This window comes from Streptomyces sp. NPDC088817, assembly GCF_044750345.1.
Classification (GTDB): Bacteria; Actinomycetota; Actinomycetes; order Streptomycetales; family Streptomycetaceae; genus Streptomyces.
The window spans coordinates 122,592-137,340 of sequence record NZ_JBIVJN010000015.1 but is presented as its reverse complement, the minus strand read 5'-3'; the positions used below and the strand labels follow the sequence as shown (position 1 = coordinate 137,340).

General features: G+C 73.2%; 12 protein-coding genes, 1 tRNA gene and 1 pseudogene. 5 read left to right on the top strand and 9 right to left on the bottom strand.

Annotation, left to right across the window (positions count from 1 at the left end; all coding sequences use genetic code 11):
• The first annotated feature begins 83 nt into the window (after window positions 1-83).
• The 3 genes from ACIP4X_RS25780 to ACIP4X_RS25770 are packed head-to-tail and all read left to right on the top strand — an operon-like array spanning window position 84 to window position 1,393.
• On the top strand, window positions 84-554 hold the full coding sequence (locus ACIP4X_RS25780; protein WP_358728169.1) for an Lrp/AsnC family transcriptional regulator: 471 nt from the start codon (window positions 84-86) through the stop codon (window positions 552-554).
• A 57-nt stretch (window positions 555-611) separates the two neighbouring features.
• Window positions 612-1,196 (top strand): helix-turn-helix domain-containing protein, encoded by a 585-nt coding sequence (locus tag ACIP4X_RS25775; protein ID WP_358728168.1) that lies wholly within the window; start codon window positions 612-614, stop codon window positions 1,194-1,196.
• A gap of 11 nt (window positions 1,197-1,207) precedes the next feature.
• Complete coding sequence (locus ACIP4X_RS25770; RefSeq protein WP_358728166.1) at window positions 1,208-1,393, top strand: hypothetical protein; 186 nt, start codon at window positions 1,208-1,210, stop codon at window positions 1,391-1,393.
• A 19-nt stretch (window positions 1,394-1,412) separates the two neighbouring features.
• On the opposite strand, the gene ACIP4X_RS25765 is transcribed toward ACIP4X_RS25770, so the two are convergent.
• From ACIP4X_RS25765 to ACIP4X_RS25750, 4 genes are all read right to left on the bottom strand, one after another.
• Window positions 1,413-2,204: a S16 family serine protease gene (locus tag ACIP4X_RS25765; RefSeq protein ID WP_358728164.1), complete on the bottom strand. Its 792-nt coding sequence runs from the start codon at window positions 2,202-2,204 to the stop codon at window positions 1,413-1,415.
• Window positions 2,205-2,267: 63 nt separating this feature from the next.
• A complete protein-coding gene (locus ACIP4X_RS25760; RefSeq protein ID WP_358728162.1) occupies window positions 2,268-2,909 on the bottom strand; it encodes a helix-turn-helix domain-containing protein in 642 nt (213 codons plus the stop codon).
• 319 nt (window positions 2,910-3,228) lie between these two features.
• Complete coding sequence (locus ACIP4X_RS25755) at window positions 3,229-5,019, bottom strand: DEAD/DEAH box helicase (RefSeq protein WP_358728160.1); 1,791 nt, start codon at window positions 5,017-5,019, stop codon at window positions 3,229-3,231.
• A gap of 218 nt (window positions 5,020-5,237) precedes the next feature.
• Window positions 5,238-6,698 carry an MFS transporter gene (locus ACIP4X_RS25750; protein ID WP_401350823.1) on the bottom strand — a complete coding sequence of 487 codons (1,461 nt, stop codon included), beginning with the start codon at window positions 6,696-6,698 and terminating at the stop codon, window positions 5,238-5,240.
• Between the two features lie 217 nt (window positions 6,699-6,915).
• Here ACIP4X_RS25750 and ACIP4X_RS25745 point away from each other — a divergent pair.
• A tRNA-Cys gene (locus ACIP4X_RS25745) sits at window positions 6,916-6,987 on the top strand.
• Between the two features lie 168 nt (window positions 6,988-7,155).
• Here ACIP4X_RS25745 and ACIP4X_RS25740 read toward each other — a convergent pair.
• Entirely contained in the window at window positions 7,156-7,755 is a 600-nt protein-coding gene (locus ACIP4X_RS25740; protein ID WP_401350821.1) for a hypothetical protein, read from the bottom strand.
• Window positions 7,756-7,972: 217 nt separating this feature from the next.
• On the opposite strand from ACIP4X_RS25740, the pseudogene ACIP4X_RS25735 reads away from it, so the two are divergent.
• Window positions 7,973-8,077 (top strand): annotated as a pseudogene (locus ACIP4X_RS25735) (GntR family transcriptional regulator); the annotation flags it as partial.
• 69 nt (window positions 8,078-8,146) lie between these two features.
• Here the strand turns inward: ACIP4X_RS25735 and ACIP4X_RS25730 are convergent.
• The 4 genes from ACIP4X_RS25730 to ACIP4X_RS25715 all read right to left on the bottom strand — a co-directional run bounded on the left by ACIP4X_RS25730 (window position 8,147) and on the right by ACIP4X_RS25715 (window position 14,589).
• Window positions 8,147-8,743, bottom strand: a complete 597-nt coding sequence (locus ACIP4X_RS25730) for an SUKH-4 family immunity protein (protein ID WP_401350819.1) — start codon at window positions 8,741-8,743, stop codon at window positions 8,147-8,149.
• Window positions 8,744-8,972: 229 nt separating this feature from the next.
• Window positions 8,973-11,276 carry a molybdopterin cofactor-binding domain-containing protein gene (locus ACIP4X_RS25725; protein ID WP_358728154.1) on the bottom strand — a complete coding sequence of 768 codons (2,304 nt, stop codon included), beginning with the start codon at window positions 11,274-11,276 and terminating at the stop codon, window positions 8,973-8,975.
• Window positions 11,273-13,699, bottom strand: a complete 2,427-nt coding sequence (locus ACIP4X_RS25720; RefSeq protein ID WP_358728153.1) for a 2Fe-2S iron-sulfur cluster-binding protein — start codon at window positions 13,697-13,699, stop codon at window positions 11,273-11,275. The genes ACIP4X_RS25725 and ACIP4X_RS25720 overlap by 4 nt, the downstream gene beginning before the upstream one ends.
• Window positions 13,696-14,589: an FAD binding domain-containing protein gene (locus ACIP4X_RS25715; protein WP_358728151.1), complete on the bottom strand. Its 894-nt coding sequence runs from the start codon at window positions 14,587-14,589 to the stop codon at window positions 13,696-13,698. Before ACIP4X_RS25715 ends, ACIP4X_RS25720 begins: the two co-directional genes overlap by 4 nt.
• Window positions 14,590-14,749 lie beyond the last annotated feature (160 nt).

Genomic DNA, 14,749 nt, shown 5'->3' with positions numbered 1-14,749 from the left:
CGCGTATTCACTGGGCAATGTGTTCAGCGGAAGCGGAGAACCTTCGGACTTTCTGTACACGATGACCATCGGAGAGACGGAACATGGCGATCGACCATCTGGACGGCCGCATCATCGTGCTGCTGGCGCGTGAGCCGCGCATCGGCGTGCTGGAGATGTCGCGGCGGCTGGGGGTGGCACGGGGGACGGTCCAGGCACGCCTTGACCGTCTTCAGGCGCGCGGGGTGATCCGCGGTTTCGGCCCGGAGGTGGACCCGGCGGCGCTCGGCTACCCGGTGACGGCGTTCGCGACGCTGGAGATCCGGCAGGGGCAGGGGGCGGACGTACGGGCGCATCTGATGGCCGTGCCGGAGGTGCTGGAACTGCACACCACCACCGGCTCGGGGGACATGCTGTGCCGGCTGGTGGCCCGTTCGAACGCCGACCTCCAGCGGGTGATCGACCGGGTGGTGGACTTCGAGGGCATCGACCGGGCGTCCACGGCGATCGTGATGGAGAACCCGGTGCCGCTGCGGATCATCCCGCTGGTGGAGCAGGCCGCGTCGGAGGAGTGAGACCGGGTTACAAAGAACCCGTTGCAAAGCCCTCTTTGCAACGCTATCTTTGTACGCATGGACGAGCCCCCGGACCATCAGGTCCGCACCCTTGACGCCCGCTCGCTGCGCGGTCTGGCGCACCCGCTGCGCATGCGCCTGCTGACCACGCTGCGCCGCGGCGGGCCGGCCACGGCCTCCCAACTCGCCGCGAAACTCGGTGAGTCCAGCGGAGCCACCAGCTACCACCTGCGCCAGCTCGCCGCGCACGGCTTCGTCGAGGACGCGCCCGAGCACGGCAAGGGCCGCGAGCGCTGGTGGCGGGCGGCCCACGGAGGAGTCAGCTTCGACGAGACGCTGCTGAAGGACCCCGACCCCGAAGTCCGCGGCGCCGCCGACCTGTTCCTGCACGAGCTCGCCAGCACGCGCACGCGAGAGCTGTCGACGTGGCTCGGTACCAGGCACGACTGGTCCGAGGCCTGGACCCGCGCCTCGGACATGAGCGACTGGACCCTGCGCCTGACGCCCGAACTCGCCCTCGGCCTCATCGGGAAGATGCACGAACTCCTGGAGACCTACCGGGCTTTGGCCCCCGAGGACGGCACCCCGGACACCGAGATGGTGCGCGTCCACACGCACCTCTTCCCCACCCGCACGGACTGAGAGGCCGAACCATGCATCCCGAGATCCACCTCGCACTGCACCGCACCCGCGCCGCCGAACTCCAGGCGGAGGCGCACCGTCCGGCCACCCCGGCCGACGCACCCGGCGCCCTGCGCACCCGGCTGGGCTGGACCCTCGTGGAACTCGGCCTGCGCCTGGCCACCGGCCCGAAGCCGGCCACGGCCCCGGCCCTGTAGGGACATGGGGGAGGCGGTCCTAGCAGCTCGGGGCCTTGTCCAGGCCCTTCTCCATGACGGCCAGGGCGTCGACCGCGCTCCTGAGGGTGGTCACCGGGACCAGGCGCAGCCCCTTCGGCAGCTCCGCCTTGGCGTCGGCGCACTCGGCCCTCGGGACCAGGAAGACGGTGGCCCCGTCCCGGTGCGCGGCCTGGGTCTTGAGGGCCACGCCGCCGACCGCGCCGACCGTGCCGTCGACGTTGATGGTGCCCGTGCCGGCGATGGTGCGGCCGGCGGTGAGGTCACCGCCGTTGCCGTCGCCGTGCAGCTTGTCGATGATGCCGAGCGAGAACAGCAGGCCCGCGCTGGGGCCGCCGACGTCGGCGAGCTTCAGCGTGACCCTGACCTTCTTGTCGCTGATGCCGAGGTACTTCAGGGCGGCCCGGGTGGCCGCGTCCTGGGACTGCCTCATCTGCTCCGCGTTGTGCTGCTCGATCTCCTTGACGCTGTTACCGCTCGGGTAGACCGCGTCACGCGGCATGACCGCCCGGTCGGTGGCGAACCAGCCGTCGATCACGTCCCCCAGCGAGACGTGCGCGTCCGGGCCGGTGGCCTCGATGGTCGTCATCCGGAGCTGCCCGCTGGTCGTGCGGGTGGGCGCGCCGGAGATGGTGATGACCTGGGTGCCCTTGTTCTCCCCCAGCACGTTCGCCGTCATCCCCGGCTGCGCCACCGAGAACGGCAGCGGCGCGAGCACCGCCGTGGCGATCAGGGCCGCGACGGGCAGCGCACAGACGGCGAGGGCCTGGGAGCGTGTGAGACGAGAGAGCACGGGTTCAATCTATCCCCCGCGTGAAATCCGGCCAGCCGCGGCGGCGTCTCCCCCACGAGCTGGTCAGCGCAGGGCCTCCGCGACCTCGCGGGCCGCGTGGACGACCCGGGGTCCGACCCGTTCCGGCACGGCGTCAGCCAGCATGACGACCCCGACGCTGCCCTCCAGGCCGGTCACGCCGAGCAGCGGTGCCGCCGCCCCGCAGGCACCGGCCTCCAGCTCGCCGTGCGTCAGGGTGTAGCCGGGTTCATCGGGCGGCTGGCGGCGGGCCGCGAGGATCGCCTTGCCCGCGGCGCCCCGTTCCAGGGGGTGCCGGAAACCGGCCCGGTAGGCCACGTGGTAGTCGGTCCACGTCGGTTCGACCACGGCGACGGCCAGCGCGTCCGAGCCGTCCACCAGCGTCAGATGCGCGGTCGCCCCGATGTCCTCGGCCAGCGACCGCAACGCCGGCAGCGCCGCCTCCCGTACCAGCGGATGCACCTGGCGGCCCAGCCGCAGCACGCCCAGCCCGACCCGGGCCCGGCCGCCCAGATCACGGCGGACGAGCATGTGCTGCTCCAGGGTGGCGAGCAGCCGGTACACCACGGTCCGGTTGACGCCCAGCCTGATCGACAGCTCGGTGACGGTCAGCCCGTGGTCCGTCTCGGCCAGCAGTTTGAGGACCCTCAGTCCCCGGTCGAGCGTCTGGGAGGTCTCCGCGGTCACGACGCCCACTCCTTAGTGGTGAGGTCGGCGGCCCTCTCCGCGTCACGCGCGTCACCGGGTCCCGTCGGTGACGCGCGGCAGAGGCCCCCGATCGGCCGACGGTCCGGGCCGCCCGGACTGAAGTCGCTTCACGGCTGCGCTCCGTGGCGGCTCTGCCACGGTGCGTCGGCGTAGCCGGACATTAGCGAAGGAGTTCGCTGAGCGGAAGCCTCCGTCCAGAATCCGGTCATCACCCGGTAGGAAGTGCGGAGTTCGTCCCGATACGTACTCCGGTGGTGCCGGGGGGCCACGCATCAGGAACGCGCGGCCGCACCCCCGGTCACTTCATCCGCGTCGCCCACTCCTGCACCTTGGCGATGCGCTGGCGCAGCTGACCCGCCGTCGCCTCGGCGCTGGGCGGGCCGCCGCACACCCTGCGCAACTCGGTATGGATGACCCCGTGCGGCTTGCCGCTCTGGTGGACGTACGCGCCGACCATCGTGTTGAGCTGCTTGCGCAGCTCCATCAGCTCCTTGTGAGTCACCACCGGCCGCCGGTCGGCGGGGAGTTCGAGCAGGTCGGCCTCGGTGTCGGGGCGCTTGCGGCTGTGCGCGATCTGCCGGGCCTGCCGCTTCTGGAGCAGCATCTGCACCTGCTCGGGTTCGAGCAGGCCCGGAATGCCGAGGTAGTCCTGCTCCTCCGCGCTGCCCGGGTGGGCCTGCATGCCGAACTCGGCGCCGTCGTAGAGAACCCGGTCGAAGACGGCGTCGGACTCCAGTGCCTCGAAAGGCAGCATGTCCTGCTCGCCGGTGTCCTCGTCCTGCTCCCGGTTCGCCTCGTCCATCTCCTTCTCGGACTCGGCGTACGGGTCCTCCTCGCCGTCCTTCTTCGGCTTGTCGAGGGCGTGGTCGCGCTCGACCTCCATCTCGTTGGCGAAGGTCAGCAGGTCCGGGACGGTCGGCAGGAAGACGGAGGCGGTCTCGCCGCGCCTGCGGGACCGTACGAAACGGCCGACGGCCTGGGCGAAGAAGAGCGGGGTGGAGATGGTGGTGGCGTACACGCCGACCGCGAGTCGGGGTACGTCGACGCCCTCGGAGACCATGCGGACGGCGACCATCCAGCGGTCCTCGTTGCCGCTGAAGTCGTCGATCCGCTGGGAGGCGTCGGTGTCGTCGGACAGGACGAGCGTCGCGCTGCTGCCGGTGATCTCGCGGATCAGCTTGGCGTAGGCGCGGGCGGATTCCTGGTCGGAGGCGATGACCAGGGCGCCGGCGTCCGGGATGGCCTTGCGGACCTCGGTCAGCCGCTGGTCGGCGGCGCGCAGCACGGCCGGCATCCACTCGCCGCGCGCGTCGAGCGCGGTGCGCCAGGCCTGGCTGACGGCGTCCTTGGTCATCGGCTCGCCCAGCCGGGCCTCGATCTCGTCACCCGCCTTCGTGCGCCAGCGCATGTTGCCGCTGTAGGAGAGGAAGATGACGGGCCTCACGACGCCGTCGGAGAGAGCGGAGCCGTAGCCGTAGGTGTAGTCGGCGGCGGAACGCCGGATGCCGGCCGAGTCCTCCTCGTACGTGACGAAGGGGATGGGGTTGGTGTCGGAGCGGAACGGCGTACCGGTGAGGGCGAGCCGGCGGGTCGCGGGCTCGAAGGCCTCCAGGCACGCCTCGCCCCACGACTTGGAGTCGCCCGCGTGGTGGATCTCGTCGAGGATGACGAGGGTCTTGCGCTGCTCGACGCGGTTGCGGTGCAGCATGGGGCGTACGCCGACGCCGGCGTACGTCACGGCGACGCCCTGGTACGACTTGCCGAGCGGGCCCGCGCTGTACTCCGGGTCGAGCTTGATGCCTATCCGCGCGGCGGCCTCGGCCCACTGCTTCTTCAGGTGCTCGGTCGGCGCGACCACGGTCACCTGCTGGACGACGTGATGGTGCAGCAGCCAGGAGGCCAGCGTCAGCGCGAAGGTCGTCTTTCCGGCGCCGGGGGTGGCCACCGCCAGGAAGTCGCGGGGCTGGGTCTGGACGTACTTCTCCAACGCCCCCTGCTGCCAGGCACGCAGCTTCCCGGCCGTACCCCAGGGGGCACGACCGGGAAAGGCGGGCGAAAGATGATGCGAGTGGGACGAGCTGGCAGACATAGGGGTGGGCCCGGAGGGCCCTCCGTTGAGGGTGGTGGCGGGTGACGGGCGGGCAGTAGTCACGGTCTCCGGTTCGCTGTGCTGGGGGTCTCGGCTACGTATGACGACCGGGCCACCCTACCCGTGCCCCCACCGGGCACTCGTGGCAATGACACCACTTCCGGCACGGGTGCGACGGGCGTCACAGATCAGCGAGCGAGGCGCGGAAGCGCACGGTGTCACCGGGTTTCTGTCCGCAACCGCCGTGTCACCCACGCCCCCGTCAGGGCCACCGCTGCCATCGGGAGGAAGACCACCGCGAAGGCCGCCGGGTGGGAGGCGGAGGTCGTGGTGGCGGTGGTGTGGGCCACCGTGCCGCCGCCGAGTGCGGCGAAGGCGGCGCCGCCCGCGGCGAGCAGGACGACGTTGGAGAGGGCGTCGGAGATCTGCAGGGCCGCGGAGTTGGTGCCGGCCTCCTCGGGGGCGGACAGCCGCAGCAGCAGCACGCTGGTGGAGGCGATGACCAGGCCCATGCCGAAGCAGCCGAAGGCCCAGGCGACGGCGACCGTCCAGACCGGGACGGCGGCGATCAGCACACTGGGCGCGGCGGCGATGGCCGCGGCAACCAGCACCATCCCGATGGTCATCAGCCGCTCCCGGTACGGCGCCATCCGCGGCTGCGACTGCACCCAGGAGCCCAGCGCCCAGGTGACCCCGCCGGCCGCGAGGGAGAACCCTGCCATCGTCGGGGACAGCCCCCGCTGGGTGACGAGCATCAGCGGCACGAAGGACTCGGCGGCGATGAAGGACCCCGCCGCGACCCCGCGCAGCAGCACGACGGACGGCAGCCCGCGCGCCGCCCGGTACGTGCCGCGCGGCAGCAGCCCCCGCACGGCCGGCACCAGCAGCGCGGCCCCCGCCGCTCCGGGCAGCAACGACAGCCAGCGCAGGTCCTGGGCCGCGTACTGGAGCAGCCCGGCGCCCAGGGAGATGCCGAGGGCGAGCCGGATACGGCGCAGGTCGAAGGAGGCCTGCCCGGCGCCCTCGCCCACCGGGCCGCCCGCCCGGCGCCGTATCTGCGGCAGGGCGATGGCCAGCGGGAACACCACGAGCACCGGAATGCCGACGAACACCCAGCGCCAGCCCAGGTGCTCGGTCACCGCGCCGGAGGCGAGCGGGCCGACGATCGACGGGACCACCCACGCCGCCGCGAACGCCGCCATGATCGACGGGCGCAGCCGCTCGGGGTAGGCCCGGCCGACGACGACGTACAGGGCGACGATCACCAGGCCGCCGCCGAGCCCCTGCACGGCGCGCCCGGCGATGAACACCCACATCGTGCTCGCCGTCCCGGCCAGCAGCAGCCCGGCCACGAACGAGCCGATCCCCGTGGTCAGCGGGGCCAGGGGACCGCGCCGGTCCGACCACTGCCCGGAGAGCACCATCCCGAACAGGCTGGTGGTGAAGAACCCCGAGAACGCGAACGCGTACAGCGAGACCCCGTCCAGCTCCCGCGCCGCCACGGGCATCGCCGTGCCGACGGCGGTCGCCTCGAAGGCGATCAGCAGGACGACGGAGACGATCCCGATGCTCAGCGCCCGGTGGTCGCGGCTCAGCACGGTGTCGGCCGTCACGTCGTGGGGACCGGATCTGTCGGGGACGTCGGCGACCTCTGCGTCGCGCGGTTCCAGGGCGCTCATGGTCGCCAGAGTAAGGTGCGCAGCCCGCTTTGGCCCCTGTCGGGAGTCGCCTCACGGCCGGGACCTTGGTCGTACGACCACCGCCCGAGCCCCCGTTCATGAACGCCGCATGGCAGTCCCGTTGCGGCCCCCGCCCCGCCCTTGAGCCCCGGCCGCCCCCGCCCTACGGTCGATCTCACCGATTCCGGCTCGGCGAATCCCATTTCGCCCCCGACACGGCCGTGTGCCCGAATGGTTCAGGGACTCGCCTGCAAAGCGAGTTACGCGGGTTCGATTCCCGCCACGGCCTCCGCCTGCATAACCAGGCACAACGAAGGGGCGGCACCCCATACAGGTGCCGCCCCTTCTGGTTGTCCGCCTCACGGAATCGAGCCTCTACCCGACCCGGGGCGGTTCAAAGAGCCCGTCAGCAAGCTGACGGGCTCCCGGGAAAGACCGAGGCCAACCTGCTATCAGGTCAGATCGTCGGCGTCTCGTCGACGACCTCCTTGTGCGGCTCGACAATGAACCTCCAGCCATCGCTGGGCTCCATGAATCGCACTCGGGTCGGGTAGATGTCCAAGGCGCGGCGGTCGCGGATCTGGCTGCTCGCGTTCTTCCGCCCCCGGACCGGCTCCTCGAACAAGTCGACCTTGACATCCGGCACCGCGACGACTTCCTCACTCCAGCGCTGGACAATCCCCGCGCCGAAGGCGTCCCGGGCGGCGGAGTAGAGCGCCTCCAGAGATTCCTTGTTCCCGTTGGGCACGAAGAGGGCGAGATTCAGGAGGACGCCGGCATTCTGAAGAACCTCGATTTCTTCCCCTGCCTCGTCGGCAACCCAGATCCCGGGCTCTTCGGCATTGTCCGGGAGAACGCGGATTTCCTGACCGAATATCGTCCTCGCGACGAAGGACCCTCCCTCGAAATTCTTACCCGGCTCCGCAAGGGAAGCCGGGGCATAGCAGTCGAGAGGAAGGCCATCCATCTCCGCCGAGACGAAGATTTCGTCCTGGCGACTCAACTCCGAAACTTCTTCGGCCGTAAGACGTCGAGCCGTGACCTTCTCGGTATTCACGCCATTCCCCTTCTTTCGTGGCGTCCGGTGAATTCATTGAAACTCTACCACGAAAACGATCACTCAACTCCCGTTCAATTCCTACTGGGAGAAGAACAGAAGATTCCTCCCGCGTCACCGGCGAAACGTGGCAAGCGTAGAGAAATGAGCGAAACCCAGGAGGTTACCCACCGCTCCAACAGCGCTTTCGGCAACCCGGCCGTCAAGTACACAGGAGTTGCTGATCTCCCAGGGCGTGCTGGAGGGCCGTGCCGGATCGGGCACGTACGTCGCCGAGCCTCGACAGCGGGTGCGGGTGGTCCGTTCCTCGGCACGCGAGCAGTGGCCCGCCCCCCGATCAGGGAAGACGACGGGACGGCATCCCCGAGTGCCGCCTCGCCACCCCGGTTTCTCAGCAGGCGCGGGAAGTCCGTCGGCGGTGCAGGAGCCAGAGGGTGAAGGCGAGGGTGGAGACGTCCTTGGTGAGGGGGGTCGGCGTGGATTCGGGGCCGGTCCAGGTGAGAACCTCGCCGGTGGTGCCGTCGACCAGCAGGCTGCTGCCGCCGGCGAGACGGCCGAGGCGTATCAACTGGTGGGCGCGGGCGGGGAGATCGTCCGGCCAGAAGTCGTCGGGGCACTCGTCGGCCCAGAACTCGGCGAGCGTCGGCAGCGGCACGTCGGTGTCGGACTGGAGGAGCACGCCGTCCTCGGGCAGGCCCGTGTCGCGCAGGAAGCGGCGAGTGGGCTCATGGACGAGGGTGGCGGGAAAGTCGACGTCCTCGTAGCGCGCGATCCGGCCGCGGCCGAACTCACGGTGCAGCAGGCGGGCGCGCAGGTCGAGGGTGAGACCGGAGGCCGTGCCGGGCCTGACGGCCAGAGCCGCCGGGCGGACGCAGGCCGCCGGACGGGTGGGAACCGCCGCCGGGCGGACCGCGAACTCGCCGTAGGTACGGCGCAGTTCGCGGGCCCTCTCAGGCAGGGTGATCACCCTGACAACGGTGTCGGTCATGCTCATCGTTCCCCCGTGCGGTTTTGTTCAGGTTCCGGGGCGGACCGCGTCCCGGGCTGGTCGGGTCCGGGCGCCCCGTCTCGGGCGGCGGACCTCGTCCCCACTGCCCGAAGACTACGCCCCCTCACTGACAACGGCCCAAAACGGAAGACGCCGGGCGGCCGCCCGGCGTTCCTTTTCAGCCTGTTCCGCCGCGGGTTCAGCCTGTTCCACCGCGGGCGGACACCCCTCACTGCGCGGTGACCACCGCGGCCTGCGGCCTGATCGGCAGCCGGTTGACCGGACGGCCCGTGGCGGCGCGCACCGCGGACGCGACGGCCGCGGGCGACGTCACCACCGGTACCGCGCTGACCGCCTTGGCGCCGAAGGGGGCGACGACGTCCCGCTCCTCGACCAGTTTCACGATCCGGATGTCCGGCGCGTCCAGGGCCGTGGGCAGGGCGTAGCCGGTGAGGTCGGGGTGGCGGACCAGCCCGCGCGGGGTGCGCAGGTTCTCGGTGAGGGCGATGCCCACGCCCTGGGTGACGCCCCCCTCGATCCGGGCGGCGAGCTGGGCCGGGTTGAGCACCCGGCCCACGTCCTGGGCGAGGGCCATCTCCACGACCCGTACCGAACCCAGCTCGATGTCCACGTCCACCACCGCGCGTACGGCGCAGAAGGCCAGGCCCACGAAGGCGTCGCCCTGACCCGCCCCGTCCAGCGGCTCGGTGGGGTGCGGGCGGCACTGGGCGGTCGCCCACAGCTCCTTGCCGTCCAGCGCCTCCGTGACCGTGGTGGACAGCACGCCGTCGTATGACGTGATCTTGCCGTCGGTGATCTGGAGCAGCTCGGTGGACATGCCGAACTTGTGGGCGAGGGGCTGGAGAAGCTGGGTGCGGACCATCTTGGCCGCGCGTTCCACCGCGCCGCCCGACACCCAGGTGTGGCGGCCCCGGCAGCCGGCGCCGGCCGACGGCTGGTCGGTGTCGACCGCGGCCACGTGCACCTCGTCGATGCCGAGGGTCTCCTGGACGATCTGCCGGGCGAGCGTCGTGAAGCCCTGGCCGGACTCCACCGCCGCGCACAGCACCGTCGCCACGCCGCCCTGCACCCGCACGGTCGCCGTGGAGACCTCGTCGGCGCCCTCCGCGCCGAGCATGTGCACCATGCCGAGGCCGTAGCCCACGCCCCGGCGCACCGCGCCCGGTTCGCCCGCCCCCTCCAGGCCGCCGGGCAGCAGCCACTCCTCCTCGGGAACGTCCTTGGGCAGCGGCGGCAGCGGATGGTCCCGTACGGCCTGGAGCAGTTCGGCGACCGGGGCCGGGCACGTCACGGTCTGGCCGGTCGGCAGGACGTCGCCGGTCGCCATGGCGTTGCGCAGGCGCACCTCGGCCGGGTCAAGGCCGAGCTTCTTGGCCAGCTTGTCCATCTGCGCCTCGTAGGCGGCGCACACCTGCATCGCGCCCTCGCCGCGGACGTGTCCGGACGGCGGGTTGTTGGTGCGTACGGCCCAGCCCTCGATGAAGGCGTTCGGGACGACGTAGGGGCCGCAGGCGAAGGACACGGCGGCGGCCAGGGCCTCGGAGGAGGTGTCGGCGTAGGCGCCCGCGTCCAGCAGGATCTGCGCCTCGACCTTGACCAACGTGCCCTCGGCGTCGGCGTGGTGGCGGTAGCGCAGGAGCGTCGGGTGGCGGTGGGGGTGGCCCAGGAAGGACTCCTCGCGGGTCGCGGTGAGCTTCACCGGGCAGCCGGTCTTCAGCGCCAGCAGGCCGAGCGGGAGCTGGAAGCCCTGGTCCTCGCGGTCGGCCGTGGCGCCGGGCACGCCGGTGACGACGATCTTCACGCGATCGGGTTCCAGGCCGTAGCAGGCGGCGAGCGCGTCGCGGTCGGTGTGCGGGTCGGTGGAGGCGAGGTACAGCTCCACGCCGCCGTCGGGTCGGGGCACCGCGAGTCCGGCCTCGGCGCCGATGGGGGCCGGGTCCTGGCGGCCGATGCGGTACAGGCCCTCGACGACGACCTCGCCGGCCGCCTCCGGGTCGCCGTGGCGCAGCGGGATGTGCCGGATCAGATTGCCGTCGGGGTGCAGCGGCTCGGCCTCGAAGGCCTGTTCGGGATCGGTCACCGGGTCGAGCACCTCGTACTCGACGATGACGGCCGCGGCGGCCATCCGGGCGGTGTCCGGGTGGTCGGCGGCCACGGCCGCGATGGGCTCGCCGTGGTGGCGCACGACCTCGGAGGCGAACACCGGGCGGTCGGGCGTGCCGCGGCCGTGGACCGGGCGGCCCGGCACGTCCTCGTGGGTGACGACGGCCCGGACGCCGGGCATCTCCCGCGCGTGTGCCGTGTCGATGGACACGATGCGCGCGTGCGGGTGCGGCGAGCGCAGCACGGCCGCCCACAGCAGGCCCTCGGCCCACAGGTCGGCCGCGTACGGGAAGGTGCCCTCCGTCTTGGCGCGGGCGTCGGCGGCGGGCAGTGAGGAGCCGAGACCGTGCGGCAGCGGTTCGGGTGCGGGGGCGGTCTCCGCGGCGGCGGTGGCGGCTTCGTTGGTCACGCCTGGCCTCCGTCCTGGCCGTAGGGGTCGTGCGGTGCCGGAGTGTCGAACGCGGAGGGGTGGATCCCGCCCGCGCCCGGTCCCGCCTGGTGCGGGATGCGCGGCTCGTCGGTCTCCTGCTCGGCGGGCCCCTCGGCGGCCTCCGCGGAGTGCGCCTCGCGTTCGGTGACGACCTCCTTGACGGCCTGGAGGACGCCGCGGTAGCCCGTGCAGCGGCACAGGTTGCCGCACAGCGCCTGGCGGGTCTCCAGCTCCGTCGGGTCCGGGTTGCCCTCCAGCAGGTCGTGCAGGGTCATCGCCATGCCGGGCACGCAGAAGCCGCACTGCACCGCGCCGCACCGGGCGAGCGCCCGCTGCACGTCCGAGGGCTGACCGTCCACGGCCAGTCCCTCGACCGTGCGCACCTCGCTGCCGGCCGCGGTGACCCCGGGCACCAGGCAGGAGGCCACCAGGCGTCCGTCGACCTGCACGTTGCAGGCGCCGCACTCGCCCTGCGAGCAGCCGTCCTTGGCGCCCGCGAGCCCGAGCCGCTCGCGCAGCACGTAGAGCAGCGACTCGCCGATCCAGGCGTCGGTGACGGGCCGGTCCGCGCCGTTGACGCGCAGCACGTACGAGGCGAGCGGGTGCTCGTCCTGCGGGGGCGCGGAAGGCGGGTCGTCCTCGGCGGCCGCGTCCGGCCGACCGGCCTCCGGGCCCCGGGCGGCGGTCGCGCCGTCGGGGGCCGCGGAACCGGAGTCCGTGGCGGGCTCCTCGGCGGCCCCGGAGGGCGGCCGGGTGTCCTCGGCGGGGCCGGGCCGCGCGGGGCGCCCGGCGGGACCCTCTGCGGCCTTGACGGGCCCTCGGGTGTCCTCGCCCGCCCCGGCCGGGCCGGCAGCGGGCTGCGGGGAGTCCGCGCCGGACTCCGCCGGGGACCCGGGCCGGGACGGCGGGTCCTGGACGCCCCGCTCCGCGCGGAGTTGGGCCTCCTGCGCCGACGGGGCACCGCCGCCGTGCCGTTGGGCGGTGTCCGCGCCGGTTCCGGTCACGGCCGGCGGCAGCGGCCCGGCGGAGCCGGCCTGCGGCCCGGATGCCCCGGCCGTACGCCCGTCCTGTGCCGGACGGCCGTCCACGTGGCCCGCGCCCGGCGCCGACGCGCCGCCCGCGGCAGCCCTGTACGCGCCTTCCGGCGCCCCGGCACCGTGCCCGCCCTCGCCGGGCCGCCCGGCGGTGAAGGCACCACCGGCCACACCCTCCGGGCCGGAAACCCCCGGCGAGCGCACATCCCCGCGCACACCGGGCCCTCCACCGGGGAAGGCCTCACCGGTTGCCCCGCCCGCGGCGGGAGTCCCCGGCGACCGCATGTCCCCGCGCGCGCCCGGCCCTCCGACCGGGTAGGCACCCCCGGTTGCCCCGCCCGCGGCGGGAGCCCCCGGCATCCGTCCGTCTCCGTGCGTGCCGTCCGCCGCGGCGCCGTAGGCCGCTTCAGCCGCACCGGCACCAGGGCCGCCCTCGCCCGGACGCCCCGCCTGGGACGCGCCACCGGCCATACGCCCCGGAGCGGAAATCCCCGACGGCCGCCCGTCCGTGGGCACACCATCCGCCCCGACGCCATGCGCGCCGACGTCGTGCCCGCCGGCGCCGTGCGTGCCGGCACCGTGCGCCCCGGCGCCCTGCCCGCCGGCACCCGGCCCTCCGGCCGGGAAAGCGCCCCCGGTTGCTCCGCCCGCGGCGGGAGCCCCCGGCATCCGTCCGTCTCCGTGCGTGCCGTACGCGGCGTCAGCCTGGCCCGCACCGGGTCCGCCTGGGTATCCGGCGTCGGCCGGGCCGTTCGCGTAGGGGCCGGGGTTCCCGGAATCGGGACGGGGGCGGCTCCAGGCCTGGCCGACCTCCTCCGTGGCCCAGGGGGCGGCCGCGCCGCCGGGAAGGGTGGACGGAGGAGTGCCGCCCCACTGCTGGACCAGCGACGACGTGGTGAACTCGCCCGATTCGTCCGGGATGTCACCCCCGGCGACGGGGATCGACCACTGCCCGGTCACGTCCTGCCCGGCGGCGGGGGGCGGGGCCTGGCCCGCCCGGCCCTCGTCGAAGTTCCACTGCTGGGTGGCCTCAGGGCGGTACGTGAACCGGTCGTCCGCGCCCCCGTCCTGCGGCACCGCGTTGGGGTCGGGCCAATGGGCGCCCTGCGCGGGCGCGCCCGGCACGCCCCAACCGCCGGGCGCCGCCGGATCGGTGCCGTCCGCCGGGGCGGGCGTGACCGCTATCTGCGGCGGCACGTAGCCGTGGCCGGGCGCCGCGAGCGGGCTGTGGGCGGCGAGGAGGGCGTCGATGCCGCCCTCGGGCAGCTTCACGAAGGCGGTGGCACCGTCGTCGTACTCGCCCTGCGGCAGCGGGTCCCATCGGCCGCCGCTGCCCGGCGTGCCCTCCGCGTGCTGGTCGTCGGTCACGACAGCGCCCTCCCCAGTGCTCGTCGGGCCAGCGCGGCGACGGTGCGCCGCAGATGCAGTACGGCGGGCGGTAGCTGCTGCACGGAGCCGTCCTCGGCCGGGACCGGATCGGGGATGCAGGCCGCGGCCACGTACTCGCCGAAGGCGGTCTGCGCCTCCGGGACGATCACGCGGCCGGCGTCCCAGTCGATGAGCTGGGCCACCCAGTTCTCGGCGTCCAGCGGCCGCAGCGGCATCGGCGCTATGGCGCCCACCGCGCACCGCACCCCGCGTCGGGCCGGGTCGAGGACCAGGGCCACGGACGCGACCGCGCGGCCCGGTCCGGTGCGGCCGGTCGCCTTCAGGAAGACCTGCGGCGCGTGCAGCAGCGGTACGCGCACGAAGCCGATGAGCTCGCCCGCGCGGAGCAGCTCCACGCCGGCCAGCAGGTGCGACACCGGGATCTCCCGGCGGGCCCCGTCCTGGCCCGCGATGATCAGGGTCGCCTCCAGGGCGGCCAGCACCGGCAGCGCGTCCCCGGTGGGTGCGGCGGAGGCGATGTTGCCGCCCAGGGTGCCCGCGTTGCGGATGTGCGGCGGGCCCGCGGCGCGCGCGGCGGCGGCCAGCGCCGGGATCAGGGCCGCGAAGTCGGGGCGGCCCATGCGCGCGTGGGTGAGTCCGGCGCCGAGCAGCGCGTGGCCGTCCTGGTACTGCCAGCCGCGGATCTCGCTGATCCGGCCGAGCCCGACCAGCGCGGTGGGCCTGAGCTGCCCGGAGTTGACGGCGGTCATGAGGTCGGTGCCGCCCGCCACGGGCACCGCCGCGGGCATGGCGGTGAGCGCCGCCACCGCCTCGTTCAGTGTCGTGGGCAGCGTGACGGCCTGCGCCGCCTGAGGTGCGTGCGTGGTCAAAACCGGCTGCCCCTTCCCGCTGCCCCCGCTGGTCCCACCTGTGCTGCCGTACGGTACGTGCTGACAGGCCGGACGTGGCAACTCTGGCACATCTTCGCAGGGCCCGAAGACAGGGGTCCGCTAGGTGGCATTCGCCCACCTCATCGCGGACATGGCCCGA